General features: G+C 72.3%; 15 protein-coding genes. 10 read left to right on the forward strand and 5 right to left on the reverse strand.

Annotated features, from left to right (window positions below):
* Window positions 1-150 precede the first annotated feature (150 nt).
* From rpmH to NJC10_RS09975, 8 genes are all read left to right on the forward strand, one after another.
* Window positions 151-288, forward strand: coding sequence for a 50S ribosomal protein L34 (gene rpmH / locus NJC10_RS09940; RefSeq protein ID WP_248116729.1), 138 nt, complete (start codon window positions 151-153; stop codon window positions 286-288).
* Window positions 289-316: 28 nt separating this feature from the next.
* A complete protein-coding gene (gene rnpA, locus NJC10_RS09945; protein WP_248116731.1) occupies window positions 317-751 on the forward strand; it encodes a ribonuclease P protein component in 435 nt (144 codons plus the stop codon).
* The gene (gene yidD / locus NJC10_RS09950; protein WP_319076309.1) at window positions 751-1,119 is read left to right on the forward strand and encodes a membrane protein insertion efficiency factor YidD; all 369 of its coding nucleotides are present in this window, start codon (window positions 751-753) and stop codon (window positions 1,117-1,119) included. Before rnpA ends, yidD begins: the two co-directional genes overlap by 1 nt.
* A gap of 5 nt (window positions 1,120-1,124) precedes the next feature.
* Window positions 1,125-2,120 carry a membrane protein insertase YidC gene (gene yidC / locus NJC10_RS09955; protein WP_319076311.1) on the forward strand — a complete coding sequence of 332 codons (996 nt, stop codon included), beginning with the start codon at window positions 1,125-1,127 and terminating at the stop codon, window positions 2,118-2,120.
* Window positions 2,121-2,122: 2 nt separating this feature from the next.
* Window positions 2,123-2,704 (forward strand): protein jag, encoded by a 582-nt coding sequence (locus NJC10_RS09960; protein ID WP_404463908.1) that lies wholly within the window; start codon window positions 2,123-2,125, stop codon window positions 2,702-2,704.
* Window positions 2,697-3,428, forward strand: coding sequence for a 16S rRNA (guanine(527)-N(7))-methyltransferase RsmG (gene rsmG, locus NJC10_RS09965; protein ID WP_319076313.1), 732 nt, complete (start codon window positions 2,697-2,699; stop codon window positions 3,426-3,428). The genes NJC10_RS09960 and rsmG overlap by 8 nt, the downstream gene beginning before the upstream one ends.
* 77 nt (window positions 3,429-3,505) lie before the next feature.
* A complete protein-coding gene (locus NJC10_RS09970) occupies window positions 3,506-4,441 on the forward strand; it encodes a ParA family protein (RefSeq protein WP_319076315.1) in 936 nt (311 codons plus the stop codon).
* 2,163 nt (window positions 4,442-6,604) lie between these two features.
* On the forward strand, window positions 6,605-8,068 hold the full coding sequence (locus NJC10_RS09975) for a ParB/RepB/Spo0J family partition protein (RefSeq protein ID WP_319076317.1): 1,464 nt from the start codon (window positions 6,605-6,607) through the stop codon (window positions 8,066-8,068).
* Between the two features lie 130 nt (window positions 8,069-8,198).
* On the opposite strand, the gene trxA is transcribed toward NJC10_RS09975, so the two are convergent.
* The 5 genes from trxA to NJC10_RS10000 form a co-directional block, all read right to left on the reverse strand.
* Window positions 8,199-8,522, reverse strand: coding sequence for a thioredoxin (gene trxA, locus NJC10_RS09980; RefSeq protein ID WP_319076320.1), 324 nt, complete (start codon window positions 8,520-8,522; stop codon window positions 8,199-8,201).
* 98 nt (window positions 8,523-8,620) lie between these two features.
* On the reverse strand, window positions 8,621-9,622 hold the full coding sequence (trxB, locus tag NJC10_RS09985; RefSeq protein WP_319076322.1) for a thioredoxin-disulfide reductase: 1,002 nt from the start codon (window positions 9,620-9,622) through the stop codon (window positions 8,621-8,623).
* A gap of 120 nt (window positions 9,623-9,742) precedes the next feature.
* A complete protein-coding gene (locus tag NJC10_RS09990; protein WP_319076324.1) occupies window positions 9,743-11,698 on the reverse strand; it encodes a hypothetical protein in 1,956 nt (651 codons plus the stop codon).
* Window positions 11,699-11,774: 76 nt separating this feature from the next.
* Window positions 11,775-13,661 carry a murein biosynthesis integral membrane protein MurJ gene (murJ, locus tag NJC10_RS09995; protein WP_298710844.1) on the reverse strand — a complete coding sequence of 629 codons (1,887 nt, stop codon included), beginning with the start codon at window positions 13,659-13,661 and terminating at the stop codon, window positions 11,775-11,777.
* A 47-nt stretch (window positions 13,662-13,708) separates the two neighbouring features.
* Entirely contained in the window at window positions 13,709-14,317 is a 609-nt protein-coding gene (locus NJC10_RS10000) for an NUDIX hydrolase (RefSeq protein WP_319076326.1), read from the reverse strand.
* A gap of 66 nt (window positions 14,318-14,383) precedes the next feature.
* Between NJC10_RS10000 and NJC10_RS10005 the strand changes: the two genes are divergently transcribed.
* Together NJC10_RS10005 and NJC10_RS10010 are read left to right on the forward strand one after the other, a co-directional pair.
* A complete protein-coding gene (locus tag NJC10_RS10005) occupies window positions 14,384-15,844 on the forward strand; it encodes a CCA tRNA nucleotidyltransferase (protein WP_319076328.1) in 1,461 nt (486 codons plus the stop codon).
* Window positions 15,845-15,885: 41 nt separating this feature from the next.
* Complete coding sequence (locus NJC10_RS10010) at window positions 15,886-17,649, forward strand: formate--tetrahydrofolate ligase (RefSeq protein ID WP_319076330.1); 1,764 nt, start codon at window positions 15,886-15,888, stop codon at window positions 17,647-17,649.
* Window positions 17,650-17,673: the final 24 nt, after the last annotated feature.

A 17,673-nucleotide genomic window follows, 5' to 3' on the forward strand; every position in this document is an offset into this window, starting at 1 on the left:
CGTGGGAACTAGAGTTGCCTGGTCCCCCGGGCTGTCGATCCATCGTGCCCGCCGGGGATTTCATGTCAGAGCCTCACCGGTCCATCCCCCTGGTTCACCTGTTCAGGTCGGCGGTCGCAGGCACACACAACACGTCGTGGAGTGATCACAGTGAGCAAGCGCACCTTCCAGCCCAACAACCGCCGCCGCGCCCGCAAGCACGGCTTCCGCGCCCGCATGCGCACCCGCGCCGGCCGCGCCATCCTCTCCGCCCGCCGCGGCAAGAACCGCGCGGAGCTGTCCGCCTGATCAGGCGCCTCCAGGGCTGACGCGCGCCGTGCTGCCCCGAGACCGGCGCGTCCGGACCCCCGCGGAGTTCCGCCACATCGGCCGCACCGGCACCCGGGTCGGCCGTCGGAGCGTCGTGGTGTCCCTCGCCCTGGACCCTGCGCCGACCCGGCCCTCGACGCTGAGCACGCCTCAGCGACCGCGGGCCGGGTTCGTCGTCTCCAAGTCCGTGGGGAACGCGGTCGTCCGCAACCGCGTCAAGCGCCGCCTGCGGGACATCGTCCGCCACGAGTTCGAGACCCCGGCCCTTCGGGGGCTGCCCGTGCTCGTCCAGGTGCGGGCCCTGCCCGCCGCGGCCGACGCAGACCACGCCACGCTGCGCCGAGACGTGAGCAGCGCCCTCGCCAAGGCGCTGCGCACCCGCGGCCTGACCGCGGACCCCTCTCCCCTCCCCCCGCCGCCGCCCCTCGCGAAGGAGGCCTGATGGCCACCGCCTCCTCACCGTTCACGGTGCGCGAGCCCGCGCGGGAATGGGGACCCCTCCGCGCCCTGCCCTCCACGCTGTTCGCGTGGGTCATCATGGCCTGGCGGTTCGCCGTCTCGCCCCTGTACGGGCAGGTGTGCCGGTACTTCCCCAGCTGCTCCGCCTACGGCCTCGAGGCCGTCCACGTGCACGGGGCCGCGAAGGGGACTCTGCTCACCGCTCGTCGGATCGCCAGCTGCCACCCGTGGGCGGACGGCGGGGTGGACCCTGTGCCGCCAGGCCGACGCGTGTGGCCGCCGGGCCGGCAGCCCCGGATCATCTCCCTGAACCACCCTCCCGTCCCACCCGACCCTCAGCCGGAGGATTGACCCCCATGTTCGAAGCCATCCTCGCCCCGTTCCGCTGGCTCATGTCCTGGATCCTCGGGGCGTTCCACACCCTGCTGGAGACGGTGGGCATGCCCTCCGACTCCGGCTGGACGTGGGCGCTGTCCATCCTCCTGCTGGTGGTGCTGATCCGCACCCTGCTGATCCCGCTGTTCGTCAAGCAGATCAACGCCCAGCGCTCCATGCAGGCCATCCAGCCCGAGCTGCAGAAGCTGCAGGCCAAGTACAAGGGCAAGAAGGACCAGCTCTCCCGCCAGGCCATGGCGCTCGAGCAGCAGGCCCTCATGAAGGAGCACAAGGCGAACCCGTTCGCCGCGTGCCTCCCGCTGCTCGTGCAGATGCCGTTCTTCTTCGCCCTCTACCAGGTGCTCATCGGCGCGCGGACCGCCGCCGAGCAGGGCCAGGGCATGGACGCGCTCTCCGCGGACCAGATCCGCTCCTTCGAGGGCTCCACGATCTTCGGCGCCCGCATGTCGGACACCTTCATGCGCTCGTTCGGCCACGACGGCGGCCTGCCCGTGCTCATCGTGGCGCTGGTCCTCATCCTGCTCATGAGCGGCTCCATGTTCTACATGCAGAAGATGCTCATGTCCAAGAACATGAGCCAGACCGCGCTGACCGGCCCCATGGCCCAGACGCAGCAGATCATGCTCTATGCGATGCCCCTGATCTTCGGCATCGGCGGCATCAACTTCCCCATCGGCGTGCTCCTCTACTGGACGTACTCCAACTTCTGGGCCGTGGGCCAGCAGTGGTGGATCATCCGCAACAACCCCACCCCCGGCTCGATCGCCGAGCAGGAGCTCAACGAGCGCCGCGCCGCCAAGGGCCTGCCCCCCGTCGGCAAGAAGGTCACCGAGGCCCCGGCCGCCTCGTCCTCCGCGCACACCTCGGGTGCGTCCGCCGGCACCGTGCTCAACGGTGAGCCGCTCCGCCCGGGTCAGCGCGTGCAGCCGCAGCGCAAGAACCGGAGGAGGAAGTGACCGTGCCCGCACAGGATCCCGCCGTCGAGGAGGACGTCCGCCTTCCGGAGGGAGGTGCAGTGCCCGACGACGGCGCCGCTCCCGGCGCGGACGAGGCACCCGAGGAGGACGGCCTGCGCCGCCTCGAGGAGGAGGGCGAGGTGGCGGCCGACTACATCGAGGAGCTGCTGGACATCGCCGACCTCGACGGGGACATCGACATCGAGGTGCGCGACGGCCGGACCTACGTCTCCGTGGTGTCCGAGGAGGACGACGAGCGCCTGGCGGCCCTGGTGGGCCAGGACGGCCGCGCCCTCGAGGCGCTGCAGGAGCTGGCGCGCCTGGCCGTGCTGACGTCCACGGGGCACCGCTCCCGCCTCATCCTGGACATCTGCGGGCACCGTCGGCGCCGGGACGCCGAGGTGCGCGCGCTGGCCGCCGACGCCGTCGCGCGCGTGCGTGACGGCGAGGGCCCGGTGCGCCTGGAGCCCATGGGCGCCTACGAGCGCAAGATCGTGCACGACGTGGTGGCCGAGGCGGCCCTGACCTCCGAGTCGGACGGCGAGGGCGCTGGGCGCCACGTCGTCGTGTCCGCCGATGCCTGAGTCGCCGACGCCGTCCTACGAGGAGCGGCCCGGGCTGCGCCCGGGTGAGCGCGGGGAACGACCCGCGCCCGAGGGCCAGCCGGCCCCGCCGCTCACCGCCGAGCTGGCCGGGCCCGCCCGTCAGCTGTTCGGGGACGCTCTGCCCCTCGCGGAGCGCTACGTGGCCCACCTCGCGGACACCGGCATCGAGTGGGGCCTGATCGGCCCGCGCGAGGCGCCGCGTCTGTGGGAGCGGCACGTGCTCAACTGCGCCGTCGTCGCGGAGCTGCTGCCCCGGGACGCGCATGTGGCCGACGTCGGCTCGGGCGCCGGGCTGCCCGGGCTCTGCCTCGCGCTGGCTCGCCCGGACTGCCGGTTCGTGCTCATCGAGCCCCTCGAGCGGCGTGTCGAGTGGCTGGACATGGTGGTCGAGGACCTGGGCCTGGAGAACGTGGACGTGGTCCGTGCCCGTGCGGAGCAGGTGGTGGGCGAGGTCAGCGCCGACGTCGTGACCGCGCGCGCTGTGACAGCCATGAAGAACCTTTTGCCCCTGACCATGCCCCTGCTGCGCGGGGAGGGCGAGCTGCTGGCCATCAAGGGACGCTCCGCGCCCGAGGAGATCCGCGCGGCCCGGAAAGTGCTCCGCACGTATGGTGGAGCTGAACCGGAGATCCTCACGCTGGGCGAGGGGCTGCTCCCCGAGACCACCACGGTGGTGCGCGTGGCCGCCCGACGCCCCCGCTGACGCTCCCCTCCCCCGGGAGGGGCCGGCGCGGATCCCCGTCGACGACGTCGTACCCGCCTCACGGAAGGAAGAGCCGCATGGCGCAGGAGCAGGAGAGCCGGGGTGGGGCCTGGAAGGCCCTGCGCCAGAAGTGGTCCGGACGGCCCCCCGAGAAGTCGGGCGCTGAGGAGGCCGCCCGTCCGAAGGCGCGCCGGCTGGCGCGCCCGGAGCGGACGCGGGTGATCACCACGTCCAACCAGAAGGGTGGCGTCGGCAAGACGACCACCACGGTGAACCTGGCCGCCGCCCTGGCGCGGGCCGGGATGCGCGTGCTGGTGATCGACATCGACCCGCAGGGCAATGCGTCGACCGCGCTGAACATCCCCCATGCCGGGGACGTCCCCTCCGTGTATGACGTGCTGCTCGACGAGATGGAGATCCAGGACGTCGTGCAGGACGCGCCCGACGTCGACGGGCTGCAGGTGGTCCCCGCGACCATCGAGCTCGCCGGCGCCGAGATCGAGCTGGTCTCCCTCGTGGCCCGCGAGCAGCGCCTCTCCCGTGCCTTCGAGCGCTACGTGGCATGGCGCGCCGAGCAGGGCCAGGAGCGGCTGGACTACGTGTTCATCGACTGCCCGCCCTCGCTGGGCCTATTGACCGTGAACGCGTTCGTGGCCGCCGAGGAGGTGCTCATCCCCATCCAGGCCGAGTACTACGCCCTGGAGGGCCTCTCGCAGCTGCTGAAGAACGTGCAGATGATCCAGAAGCACCTGAACAGCAGGCTGCAGGTCACGACCATCCTCCTCACGATGTTCGACGCGCGGACCAACCTGGCGGTCCAGGTCGCCGAAGAGGTCCGGGCCCACTTCCCCCAGCAGCTGCTCCAGACCGCCATCCCCCGCAACGTGCGCATCTCCGAGGCCCCGAGCTATCAGCAGACGGTGCTCACGTACGACCCGACGTCTGCCGGTGCGGTGGCGTATCGGGAGGCGGCGGTCGAGATCGCCGGGCGAGGTGCTCCGACGCCTCTGTGACGGGTCGGCCCGCGTGACATCGAACGCGATGAATTGATGTTCGCCGGGATCGTGCACGGCAGGAGGAGCAACGGCGGCGCCTGCGGGCGCCGCCGTTTCACGTGAAACCGCGCGTGAGGTATCCTCGATGGTCGACCCTCCGCGGGAGGGGACTGGGCGGGCCCGGGCCGGTGGGTGCCGGTCGGGGCCGCGGGCCCGGGGCGGCGGCGTGTTCGAGGCGTGCCTATCTGGCGCGGGACGCCTCCCCAGGCATGGGCCACTCTGCAACGAGCAGTCGGCGCCGGCGTCGGGGCCTCTCCCCCGGGCGGTGCCGCCTCTGTGCGGACAGCGACGGGGTCCAAGCGTGCGACGGACCTCAGTGCATACGAGCGGTGCTGGGCGCGCCATCCCCGCGGAGACCCCGCTCGCCACTTCCCCATTCCCCCAGCAGCCGCGGGTCGATCCCAGGCGACCGCGCAGGGGATAAGGGAGCGTAGATGACCGTGGAGCCCCGGGGAGCAGGAGGAGGATCCGCTGTTGATATGTGGAGAACTCCTGTGGACAACGAAGACAGCAGTCTGCTGGCACACAGGTCAATCGCTGTCTATGAAAGACCTCCGTGTGGATAACGGGGCCTCTTGTGACTCTCCCGCTTGTGGACATCGCGGTGGGCACGAGGCACCGGTCTGTGGATTGCGAGCTGCCAGCTGCGGTCTGAGGGACGAAGTGAACGGTGGAATGCGGCTGAGATGCTCGGGCATCCTCCGAGCACGGGCCCCCTGCACTCCTTGTCCCCGCTGTTTCCCGTGGCGAATTCAGAGGCAGAAGGGATGTGATTTCCCTCGGACTCCTCTCGCCGAGAAAGGCGAGCGCTCAATGGCTGAGCCGGGAACTGTATACACGGAGCCGTGCCGGCGGGTGCTGCGCCGTTCTGGGAGAGCGGTGCTGGCCGGGTGGCACCTCGCTTCTGGACGGACCGCTCTCCCATCGGGAAGGACACCTGCACCGTCTAGTTCACCTGCGGCCCCGGCGTGAGCGGGGACGGAGAAGGACGCACGCAACGGGTGAGCGAAGGCGACGCCCAGCTGCCTCAGCCGTGTTTCACGTGAAACAGGGGGCGATTCGACCTCGCGCACTCTGTGGCCCGTGGTTCTGAAGCACTTCCGAGTACCCTGATCGCCATCCTTGAGAGATGCATTTGAGGATCATCCGGCGAACCTTGAGTGAAGTCTCTGCTCTCCCTCTGGGCCTGACGCAGGTGGAAGGGTGCGCCCTGAAGTGGTCTTCCGGATAAGACACTCCGCAGAAGGCAGCCCTCCTCTCCCGGGCGCATAGGTGGGCGCTAGCGTCGGGCCGCGAGAGGCGGAGGCATCGGCACGTGCCGGTGGTTGTCCATGCGCGCGTCCGCCCGTAGCCCAAGAGTCGGAACAACTGCCTGACGACCGCATCCGTGATACAGCTGGCCTCACATGTTTCACGTGAAACGTGGAGCGTTTCGTCTCGGCACCTAGGGCGGAGTGGATCCCCGTAGATGGACGGGATCGGACTTCTCTACGGCGTAGGTCATCGGCGCGGCCGTCAATTGCGGGAGCGGGGAGTCATGTGCCATGTTCGAAGTTGGGCACTGGGCACTAGGCACTGGTCACTGGGCACTGAATACTTGGCGCGGGTTGTAAGGCCGTCAGCTGAGGGCCGCATCGGCACATCTGGACCTCAGCGGCCGAAGCACATCTGAAGGACTCCGATACAGGCGCTTCTGCTTGTTGGAGCGAGTCTCTGTACGGGAGCGGGGCCTCAGCCGAGCGTGTACGTCGATAGCCCCGGAGTTCTGAATCTCCCCTGCGGTCGAAGGGTGTGGGTGGTGTTTCACGTGAAACGCCGCCGCTCTGACCACACGATTGCGAGGCGGTTTCGGATGGGACAGGGCCTCGTGAGCGCACACCTGTCGGGTCAGTGCGAACCTTGATAACTGACAACCATGAGACGACTGCCTCAGGGCGCGCGGATGTTTCACGTGAAACGACAGACCCTCAGAGCCGCCGGGGAACATGCCACCCCATGACGGCCGTCCTCGCTGGCGTCGTTCCTGCCGCAACGCGGCTGCGGCAGAAAGGAACAGGGAGCAACCGAGAGCGAGAGCCGCGCATAGACTGACCTCGACCACCCCACTCGCCAGGAGGACCCGTGAAGACCAGCCGCCGCGGAGGCCTCGGCCGAGGCCTTGGAGCATTGATCCAGAGCACCGCCGAGCCGGAGATCGAGCAGACCGAGGCGGGGGAGGAGGCCACTCTGGCTCCCGTCGAGCAGGCGCGCGACATGAAGGCCGGCAAGGACGCCTCGGCCGCCACGCCGAAGACGAAGAACGCTCGGACGTCGCGCCCTGCGGACAAGGCAGACCGCGAAGCCGGCACTGGGGGCAAGACGAAGGCCGCCCCTTCCACGGACGATGCTCCGCAGTCCAAGGCCGGCACCGCACAGAAGAGCGGGGGAGCCGCAGGACCGCGCCCCGTGGACGTCTTCTTCTCCTCTCCCGCCGAGCCCGAGTCTTCGGGAGAGGCATCCGCCGCCGTCGAGAACACCCCAGCGGCGCCCTCCGATGAGCCTGTCTCTCGACAGGCCCCGCGGGGCGGCCGGCCGGTCATGCCCACGGTGAAGGCCCCGGCGAAGAAGAGGCCCGGACGAGCGGACACCGGAACGAAGCCGGCCGATGCCGGAGCGACGGGCGCCACGACCACGGAAGCTCCGCCCGCTCAGCCTGAGACGACCGCTCCAGCCGCCGGGCGCGCCACTGCCGCCCGTCCTGCACCGCAGAGCGAGGGCACCGTCCCCACGAGCATCGCCGTGCTGCGGGAGATCCCCGTGGGGGACATCCAGCCGAACCCGCGGCAGCCGCGTGAGGTGTTCGACGAGGAGCACATGGCGGAGCTCGTCACCTCCATCCGCGAGGTGGGCGTGCTGCAGCCGGTGGTGGTCCGTGAGGTCTCCGGAGCCGTGCCGTACGAGCTCATCATGGGTGAGCGCCGCTGGCGGGCCACCCAGCTGGCCGGGCTCGAGACCATTCCCGCCATCGTCCGGCACACCCCGGATCAGGACCTGCTGCGAGACGCGCTCCTCGAGAACCTCCACCGATCCCAGCTGAATCCTCTCGAAGAAGCTGCCGCGTATCAGCAGCTCATGGAGGACTTCGCCTGCACCCAGGACGAGCTCTCGCAGCGGATCGGCCGCTCCCGGCCGCAGATCTCGAACACCATGCGCCTGCTTCGCCTGCCTCCCCTGGTGCAGCGTCGGGTGGCCGCGGGAGCACTCTCCGCGGGCCACGCCCGCGCTCTGCTGGGCCTCACCGATCCGGCGGAGATGGAGCGCCTCGCTCAGCGGATCGTGGCCGACGGGCTCTCTGTGCGTGCCACCGAGGAGGCTGTCACCCAGCTCCAGGGCACGGTTCGCCCCGGCCCCGCAGCGCGACGCACGCGAGGGGAGAGCGCCCACCACGAGCGGCTGGACCACTTCGCCACGGCGCTGACCTCGCGGCTCGACACGAACGTGAAGATCACGCTGGGCGCGCGGAAGGGCCGGATCGCGATCGACTTCGCCTCGGTGGACGATCTGAACCGGATCATGGACGTCATCCAGGGAGACACCTCCCGCTGACCCCGCACACCGCTGACCCCGCACACCGCTGACCCCGCACACCGCACACCGCGCATCGGTCCGCGTCCGCGGACACAGCAGGGCCCCCTCCGTCTGGAGGGGGCCCTGCTGTGGGAATCCGGGGGACTGGTCAGCCCAGCAGCGCGGAGAACTCCTTCTCCAGCGCCGCCTTGGGCTTGGCGCCCACGGACTCGGCGACCTTCTGGCCGCCCTGGAATCCGAGGACCAGCGGGATCGAGGTCACGCCGTACTGGGCGGCCGCGGCCGGGTTCTCGTCCACGTTCACCTTGGCGATGATGACCTTGCCCTCGTAGTCGTCGGACATCTCCTCGAGGACGGGGCCGAGCATGCGGCACGGGCCGCACCACTCCGCCCAGAAGTCCACGAGGACGGGGAGCTCGGAGTCGAGGACCTTCTGCTGGAAGTCGGCATCGGTGACGGTGATGGTGCTCATGGGAGCCTCCTGGTTGTCGGTTCGAGACGGGTTCAGGGTCGTTCTTTGGTACGAGGGTGACGCAGTCCCGCAGATCTCACGGGTCAAACGTCAGACGGTCATGCCGGCACGCTGTCGGAGGCCGGCTCGGCCGGGGCGGCCTCCTCCACGCCCGCGACGGTGGCCAGGTAGTGCTCGACGTCCTGGGCGGCCACGCAGCCGGAGCCGGCCGCGGTGATGGCCTGGCGGTAGCTGTGATCGGTGACGTCGCCGGCCGCGAAGACGCCGGGCACCGACGTGCGGGAGGACGGGTGGTCGATGCGGATCGTGCCGTGCTCGGTGAGCTCGAGCTGGCCCTGCACCAGGTCGGTGCGCGGATCGTGGCCGATCGCCACGAACAGGCCGGTGACGTCCAGGGTCGACTCCTCGCCGGTCGCGGTGTCCCGCAGGCGCACCGACTCGAGCTTGTCCGCGCCCACGAGTTCGACGACCTCGGTGTTCCAGCGGAACTCGATCTTCTCGTTCTCCTCGGCACGGCGCGCCATGATCTTCGAGGCCCGCAGCGAGTCCTTCCGGACCAGGACGGTGACCTTGGAGGCGAACTTGGTGAGGAAGAGGGCCTCCTCCATCGCGGAGTCGCCGCCGCCCACCACGGCGATGTGCTGGTCGCGGAAGAAGAAGCCGTCGCACGTGGCGCACCAGCTCACACCGTGACCGGAGAGGCGCTTCTCGCCCTCCACGCCCAGCTCGCGGTAGGCGGAGCCGGTCGTCATGATGACGGCATGGGCGCTGATCCGCGTGCCGTCGCCCAGGGTGAGCACCTTGGGGGTGGCGGTGAGGTCGGCCTCCACGACGTCGTCGTAGCGCACCTCCGTCTCGAAGCGGCGGGCCTGGGCTTCGAGGTTGGCCATCAGCTCCGGGCCCTGGATGCCCTCCGGGAAGCCGGGGAAGTTCTCCACCTCGGTGGTGTTCATCAGCTCGCCGCCGGCCGTCACTGAGCCGGCCAGCAGCACGGGCTCCAGGTGGGCGCGCGCGGTGTAGATCGCGGCGGTGTAGCCGGCCGGGCCGGAGCCGATGATGGCGACGTTGCGGACGCTCGGGTCCTGATCGGTGGGTGCCACGGGGGTTCCTCCAGGTGGGGTCGGGATGACGGACGCTCACCCGGCACAACAGCCGGCCGCGCCCCGGGTATTCCGCCCGCGGGCGCCCCGGGTGGTTCCCGACGCCCCGCGTGGCACGGCTCAGCGGACGGTGACCTCCGTCAGGCGCAGTCCGTACGGGCGCTCGCCGCCCCCGGCCTCCAGGCGGGGCAGGGAGGTGATGCGGAGGATCACGTGGCCGGCCGCCGCGTCGTCGGCTTCCACCGGGACCACGGCGCGGTCGGCGTCGAAGGTCCCCTGGCCGACCTCGCGGGCGTTCTCCCCGTCGGGGGAGTCCGCCAGGAGCACCGTGAACGCACCGCCGGAGCCGCCGGCGTGGTCGACCACGACCTGGTTCACCCGGGCCGGCTCCTCGAGGGCGACCGCGAGGTCCATCGAGGCCACATAGCCGCCGAAGTTGGGGCGCGTGTAGGTGTAGCTCTGCCAGGCCGTGGACGTGTCGCCGTCCACGAGGCTGCCCAGCTCGCCGTCGTGGGCGTCCTCCAGGCTCGGCATGTCCGGGACGGACCGGGCCACGCCCGCGGCGCGGGGGCGCCCGGCGGGGGCCGTCTCCGACGACGACGCGTCCCCGGTCGCGGCGGGGGAGCTCGCCGCCGGGGCCGCGGACTCGGCCGGGGACTGCGTCTCGGACTCGGCCGGGCTGGTGGCCGTCTCCGCGGGGGAGGAGGCCGGGGACGACGAGGCCGCCGGGGGTGCGGCGGCGGAGGAGCTCTCCGCCGCCGGCACGGCGCGCAGGTTCTGGTTCAGCAGCAGGAAGCCCAGGGCCACCGCGGCCAGCAGGCCCAGGAGGATCAGCAGGGGCAGCAGCCACTTCGACCGTCCGCCCGAGCCCTCCGGGGCCTCGGCGCGGGAGCCGGCCTCGGCGTCGTGGACGTGGTCGGGGACGGGGGCGACGGCGGGGCGCGCCGCCGCCTCCGCGGCGCGCGGCAGGGCGTCGGGGGCCAGGGGAGCGATGGGGGTCAGCGGGGCGCGGGACGCGTCGGGGGACTCCCCGGACGACGCTGCGGGCGTCTCCCCGCCCTCCGTGCCCGGGGTGGTGCTCAGCGGCGTGAAGGCGGGCAGCGCGCGGCGGGGCGCGGGACGGGTGCGCGGCGCCGGCTCGGCGCCGGTGGCGGCCACCGTGGCCGCGGCGACGTCGGCCCGCCAGGAGGCCGCGGTGTCAGCTGACGGCTCCTCGGGGTGCGTCGGAGCGGGTGCGCGAGTCTCCGTGGACGGCGTGGCCGCGGCATCCTCGAGGGTCTCGGACGCGTCCGCCTGCGTCTCGGTCGGGGCGTCGGCGGCCTCGTTCGCCGTCGGGGCGTCGGTGGCGCCGTCCGCCTGGACGACGGCGACGGACTCCGTGGGATCGGGTTCCTGCGTGAGCTCGTCCCGCGGCCTCGGCTCAGCCTGCTGCGCGTCGGCCTGCTCCGAGGCCTCGCGCTCCTCTCGGGCCTTGACCTCCTCGACGCGGGCGCGCGTGGCGGCGTCGGCGGCGGCGAGGGCGGAGGCCGCCGCGGCGGCCTTGGCCGCGGTGCCGTCCGCGGGGCGGATCCGTTCGGTGAGGCGGTCCGAGATGCGGTTCAGGATGCCCGGGCGGCGCCGCGACTGCTCCTCGTCGGCGCGCAGCTGCCGGTCGAGGTCGGAGTAGTAGTCCTCGTCGTCCTCGTAGCGGTGCGCCTCGCCCCGGCGCGCCTCGCCGAAGATCTCCGAGCCCAGGGTGTCGGTCTGGAACGGCTCGACGAACACCTCCTGGGGGTACGCCAGGCCCAGCAGGACGTCCGGGTCGGGCCCGCCGCCGGCGATCAGGTAGGTCCGCCCCTCGCTGAGCCCCAGGTCCAGGACCTGGACGTCGTCCTGGCGCTCACCCGTGGCCAGCTCCCGTGCGGAGGTGGCCACCTGGGCCGCGTCCTCCCTTGAGGCCACCAGGATGGTGACGCGTCGGTTGAGGACCTGGTCGGCGCCGAGGAACACGAGGTTCTGGTCCGCGGACGTGACCAGGTGCTCGGTGATGCGGTAGCGGCCGCCCAGGACGGAACCGACGGCGAGGGGCTGGGTCACGGGGTCTTCTCCTGACGACGGGGACGAATCCCGATGATACTGGGGCGGGGCCCGCCACGGCGGGTCGGGGGCGGGGTCAGCGGGCGGAGGGGGAACGGGAGCCGAGCACGCGGCCCAGGGCCGGCACGCGGCTGACGATCGGCCGCAGCGCGTCGTCGAGCTCGGGGAAGCGCAGGGCGCGCAGCACCATCAGGTAGACGGGGGCCATCACGGCGCCTGTCAGTGCGCAGGTGAGCAGTGCCGTCAGGATGGATTCCCACGCGTAGCCGCCGTCGTAGCCGCCGAGCAGCCACACCACCGCCGCGCCCGGCACCGCGGCCACGAGGGCCGCCAGGCCGGTCTGCGCGTGCGCGGCCACCACGGAGGCCAGGCCGTAGTCGCCGATGCGCCGCACCGTCAGCGCGTGGGCGACCACGAACTGGTAGACGTAGGAGAGCGTGCCGACGGCGGCCACCCAGTGGCCGAACGACCAGGCCGGGAGCACCCAGGCGCCGGCGTACGCGAGCACCAGCATCCCGAGGGCGGAGGTCACCTGGATGACCATGGGCGTCCGGGCGTCCTCGGCCGCGTAGAAGCTGCGCAGCAGGTAGAAGCTCGCGGAGCGGAACGGCAGGCCCGCGGCCAGGATGAGGAGGATCTGGCCGATCGCCACGCCGGAGGCCAGCGCGGTGTCCGCGGAGGAGCCGAAGATGCGGCCCAGGGGCCCGGCGAGCACCACGTAGAGGCCCACGGCGAAGAGCAGCGGCACCGTGAACGCCCGCAGGCCGGAGCGCAGGGAGTCGCGGACGGCCCCGTCGTCGCCCCTGCCCACGGCGCGGGTGAGCCGGTTGAAGAGCACGGTGGCCAGGGAGATCACGAACACCGAGTGCGGCAGGATCGCGATCAGCATGCCCACGTTGTACGCCTGGAGCCCGGGCACCGCGGCCTGCGCGAAGGCGTCGGACCAGCCCTCCGTGCCGGGGATGCGGGCGGAGGCGTCCGCGCGGGCCGCCGTCGCGCCGGTGACGATGCGGGTGCACAGCAGGTTGACCACGTTGCCGACCAGCATGGTCAGCAGGGTCCAGCCCGCGAGCCTGCCCGTGGAGCGCAGGCCCATGCCCCTCCAGCCGAACGTGGGGCGCAGGCCCAGGCCGAGTCTCCGCAGGGGCAGGAACAGGATGAGCGCCTGCGCCACGATGCCCAGGGTGTGGCCGCCGGCGAGCACCATGGTCTGCGTGGTGGTCCACTCCGCGAGCTGGTCCCCGCCCGAGTAGCGGCCGAACATCACGAGGTAGAGGACGATCGTGGCGATCGCGACCACGTTGTTCACCACGGGCGCCCACATGTACGCGCCGAACCGCCCGTGGGCGTTGAGCACCTGGCCCACGATCGCGTACATCCCGTAGAAGAACACCTGGGGCAGGGTCCAGACGGCCAGGACCGTGCCGAGCGCGAGCATCGGCTCGGACCAGCCCGCGGTGAGGGTGCTCATGAGGGGCGCGGCGGCCAGAGTCAGCAGCACCGTGAACGCCGCCATCACGAGGGTCGCCAGGGTCATGAGGCGCGAGGTGTAGTCCGCGCCGCGGTCGGCGTCCTTCGCGTGCTTGATCAGCTGGGGCACGAGCACCACGTTGAAGATGCCGCCCGCGAGCAGCATGTAGATCACGTTGGGGATCGTGTTCGCGGACTCGAAGACGTCCGCCACGAGCGCGGTCGAGCCGATCGCGACCGCCAGCAGGATGGTGCGCACGAAGCCCAGCACGCGGGAGACGAGCGTTCCCGCGGCCATGATCGCGGTGGAGCGGGCGGCGCGCTGCTCGCCCTCCGGCACGACGTCGGCGGGCGCCGTGGCCTCGGTGGCCGCCGACGGCGTCGCCCCGGGGGAGGCGGTCTGCGCGGCCCCCTCGGCGGTCACCTCGTCCTGGGTGGGGGTGGCGGCCGGGGCGGTCTCCAGCGCGCGGCGCGGGGCGGGTCTGCTGCTCATGGGGGTCACCCGTCGTTCTCAGGCGGCCCCGCGCTCGGGGCCGGGGTTCAGGGGCGGTGGTCGCGGGCGCCGCCCGCGGGGAAGTGCTGGTCCACGATCCGCCGCGCCAGGTCCACGATCCGGCGCTCGTTGGCGAAGGAGAGGCGCCGCGCGACGTCCTCGAGGCGCACCCACGCCACGTCCACGGCCTCGTGGTCCGGGTCGTTCTCGATGGTCAGCTCGCCGCCGGTCGCGCGCAGCAGGAAGTGGTGCACGGTCTTGTGCACGCGGTGGCGGGACACGGTGAACCAGTAGTCGATGGAGCCCAGCGGCTCGAGGATGTCCCCGGCGATCCCGGTCTCCTCCTCGACTTCGCGCACGGCCGCCTGGCGGTGGTCCTCGGAGCCCTCGGGGTGGCCCTTGGGCAGGCACCACTCGAGGCGTCCGCCGCGGTTGTACCGGGCGATGATGGCCACCTCGAGGCCGTCCTCGTGCTCGCGGATCACGATGCCGCCGGCGGAGACCTCCTCGACGGTGGGCAGTCCGGCCGCCCCGGGGGCCCGCGGCGCGACGACGGGGGGAACCTCCGCTCGGACGGGCTCGGGACGACGTCGTCGCAGCCCCAGTGCGGAGGGCAGGGGGGCGCCCCGGTGCGCAGAAGGATCGGGGCTGGTCATGCCCACAACTCTAACGCGGCGGGCGCGGAGCCGGGGCGGAGAGGGTCTGGCACCCTTGTAGGCATCATGGAACTGAGCCACGACTCCCTCGCACTGCCCCCCGGCTTCCCCGCGGACGCCTCCCTGCCCGCCGTCGTCGTGGAGCTGGGGGAGAGGTTCGCCGGCGCCGGGCACGAGCTGTCCCTCGTGGGCGGCCCGGTGCGCGACCTCTTCCTGGGGCGGGACTCGGGGGACCTGGACTTCACCACGGACGCGGACCCGGACGCCGCCGAGGCCGTGGGCGCCGGCTGGGCGGACGCCACGTGGGACGTGGGCCGGCGGTTCGGGACGATCGGCTTCCGCAAGGGCGGCTGGCAGCTGGAGGTGACCACCTACCGCGCCGAGCAGTACGACCCGGAGAGCCGCAAGCCGCAGGTGGCCTTCGGGGACAGCCTCGAGGACGACCTCTTCCGCCGCGACTTCACCGTGAACGCGATGGCCCTGCGCCTGCCCGAGATGGCTCTCGTGGACCCGCACGGCGGCGTGCGGGACCTCGCCGCGGGCGTGCTGCGCACCCCCGGCACCCCCGAGGACTCCTTCTCGGACGACCCGCTGCGCATGCTGCGCGCCGCCCGCTTCGCCTCCCAGCTCGGCTTCGAGGTGGCGCCCGAGGTGGAGGCCGCGATGACGGCCATGGCCGAGCGCATCGCGATCATCTCCGCCGAGCGCGTGCGGGAGGAGCTCGTGAAGCTCGTGTGCGGCGCCCACCCGCGGCGCGGGCTGGACCTGCTGGTCCGCACCGGCCTGGCCGAGCACGTGCTGCCCGAGCTGCCCGCCCTGAAGCTGGAGACGGACGAGCACCACCGCCACAAGGACGTCTACGACCACTCCCTCACGGTGCTCGAGCAGGCCGCCCAGCTGGAGGCGGAGTACTCCCCGGAGCGGCCCGACGTCGTCCTGCGCCTCGCCGCGCTGCTGCACGACGTCGGCAAGCCCGCCACGCGCCGCTTCGAGAAGGGCGGCGCCGTGACGTTCCGGCACCACGAGAACGTGGGCGCCAAGCTGGTGCGCAAGCGGCTGCGCGCCCTGAAGTTCGACAACGACACCACCAAGGCCGTGGCCCGCCTCGTGGAGCTGCACATGCGCTTCTACGGGTACGGGGACGCCGGGTGGACCGACTCCGCCGTGCGCCGCTACGTGCACGACGCCGGGGACCTCCTGCCGCGTCTCCACGCGCTGACCCGCTCTGACGTGACCACGCGCAACCGCCGCAAGGCCGAGACCCTGGCCCACGCGTACGACGACCTCGAGCGGCGCATCGCCGAGATCTCCGAGGCGGAGGAGATGGCGGCCGTCCGTCCGGACCTGGACGGCGAGCAGATCATGGCGCTGCTCGGCCTCCGCCCCGGCCCCGTGGTCGGGCGGGCCTACCGGCACCTGCTCGAGTGGCGCCTCGACGAGGGCCCGCATGAGGCGGATGTGGCCGAGGCCGAGCTGCGCCGCTGGTGGGCGGAGCAGCCGGAGGCCCAGGAGGGCGCGGAGGGCTGAGGGGCGGCGGCCCGCGAGGGCCAGGTGGCAGGATCGGCCCCATGAACGACGCCGAGATCGCCGCCGCCCATCCGATCCGTCCGATCGCCGAGATCGCGGCCGAGGCCGGGATCGCCGAGGACCTGCTCATCCCCTACGGCCGGCACATGGCCAAGGTGGACGTCCACGCGCTGACCGCCCCCGAGCGCGGCCGCGTCGTGCTCGTCACCGGCATCAGCCCGACCCCGGCCGGCGAGGGCAAGACCACCGTCACCGTGGGCCTGGCCGACGGCCTCAACCTCCTGGCGCAGCAGCCGGACGCGCCGGGCGCCGTCGCCGGAGCCCGCACCGTCGTCGCGCTCCGCGAGCCCTCCCTCGGGCCGGTGTTCGGCATCAAGGGCGGCGCCACGGGCGGCGGCCGCGCGCAGGTGGTGCCCATGGAGGACATCAACCTGCACTTCACCGGCGACTTCCACGCCATCACCTCCGCGCACAACCTGCTCTGCGCCCTCGTGGACAACCACGTGCAGCAGGGCAACGCGCTGGGCATCGATCCGCGGACCATCGCCCTGAAGCGCGCCCTGGACATGAACGACCGCACGCTGCGCGACGTCGTCACGGGCCTGGGCGGCCGCACGCAGGGCGTGCCGCGCGAGGGCGGCTTCGAGATCACCGTGGCGACCGAGACCATGGCCGTCTTCTGCCTCGCCGCGGACCTGGCCGACCTCAAGGCCCGCCTCGGCCGCATCACGGTGGGCTACACGTACGACGGCGAGGCCGTCACCGCCTCCCAGATCGGCCCGAACGGTGCCCAGGGGGCCATGGCCGTGCTGCTCAAGGACGCGATCATGCCGAACCTCGTGCAGACGCTCGGCGGCACGCCCGCGCTCGTGCACGGCGGCCCCTTCGCGAACATCGCCCACGGGGCGAACTCCGTGATCGCCACGCGCACGGCCCGCCGGCTCGGAGACCTCGTGGTCACGGAGGCCGGGTTCGGCGCGGACCTCGGCGGACAGAAGTTCATGGACATCACGGCCGTGGCCGGCGGGTTCCCGCCCGCGGCCGCCGTCGTCGTCGCCACGGTGCGCGCGCTCAAGCTGCAGGCCGGGATCGCGCTGCCGGACGTGAAGGCGGGCGTCGCCGAGGCGGCCGAGCGCTCGGGCCGGGGCCTCGCCGACGTGCGCGCCGAGCACGTGGACGCCCTGCGGGCCGGCCTGGCGAACCTCGAGCGGCACGTCGGGAACATGCGCGCGTACGGGGTGCCCGTCGTCGTCGCCGTGAACCGGTTCACGCAGGACGACGACGCCGAGCTCGACGTGCTGCGTGCGTGGGGCGTGGAGAACGGCGTGCCCGTGGCCGTCGCGGACGTGTGGGGCGGCGGCGGCGAGGGCGCCCTCGAGCTGGCCCGCCTGCTGGGGGAGCACCTGCCGGCCCCGGGCGAGCCCGCGCCGCCGCTGACCGGGCTGTGGACCGAGGGGATGGAGGTGGAGGAGCGGATCCAGGCCGTCGTCCGCCGCGTGTACGGGGGCGCCGGAGCGGAGCTGAGCCCCGTGGCCCGGCGGCAGGTCGCGCAGCTGCGTGCTCGTGGACTGGACCGCCTGCCGGTGTGCATGGCCAAGACGCAGTATTCGTTCTCGGACGACCCCACGCTCCTGAACGCGCCCGAGGGGTTCACCGTGTCCGTGCGCGAGCTCTCCGCGAAGACGGGTGCCGGGTTCGTCGTCGCGCTCACCGGCGCCGTCATGACGATGCCGGGCCTGCCCGCCTCCCCGGCCGCCGACCGCATGGACGTGGCCGACGACGGCACGGTGACGGGGCTCTTCTGAGGGGGGAGGCCTCGGGGTCACCGG

Origin of the sequence: Micrococcus sp. M4NT (genome assembly GCF_033790745.1) — a bacterium.
Taxonomy (GTDB): Bacteria; Actinomycetota; Actinomycetes; order Actinomycetales; family Micrococcaceae; genus Micrococcus.

Excerpts from the sequence above, each read along its gene's own strand:
- yidD (WP_319076309.1), top strand. The coding sequence starts at position 751 with ATGGCCACCGCCTCCTCACCGTTCACGGTGCGCGAGCCCGCGCGGGAA.
- yidC (WP_319076311.1), top strand. The coding sequence starts at position 1,125 with ATGTTCGAAGCCATCCTCGCCCCGTTCCGCTGGCTCATGTCCTGGATC.
- rsmG (WP_319076313.1), top strand. The coding sequence starts at position 2,697 with ATGCCTGAGTCGCCGACGCCGTCCTACGAGGAGCGGCCCGGGCTGCGC.
- NJC10_RS09970 (WP_319076315.1), top strand. The coding sequence starts at position 3,506 with ATGGCGCAGGAGCAGGAGAGCCGGGGTGGGGCCTGGAAGGCCCTGCGC.
- trxA (WP_319076320.1), bottom strand. The coding sequence starts at position 8,522 with ATGAGCACCATCACCGTCACCGATGCCGACTTCCAGCAGAAGGTCCTC.
- murJ (WP_298710844.1), bottom strand. The coding sequence starts at position 13,661 with ATGAGCAGCAGACCCGCCCCGCGCCGCGCGCTGGAGACCGCCCCGGCC.
- NJC10_RS10000 (WP_319076326.1), bottom strand. The coding sequence starts at position 14,317 with ATGACCAGCCCCGATCCTTCTGCGCACCGGGGCGCCCCCCTGCCCTCC.
- NJC10_RS10005 (WP_319076328.1), top strand. The coding sequence starts at position 14,384 with ATGGAACTGAGCCACGACTCCCTCGCACTGCCCCCCGGCTTCCCCGCG.
- NJC10_RS10010 (WP_319076330.1), top strand. The coding sequence starts at position 15,886 with ATGAACGACGCCGAGATCGCCGCCGCCCATCCGATCCGTCCGATCGCC.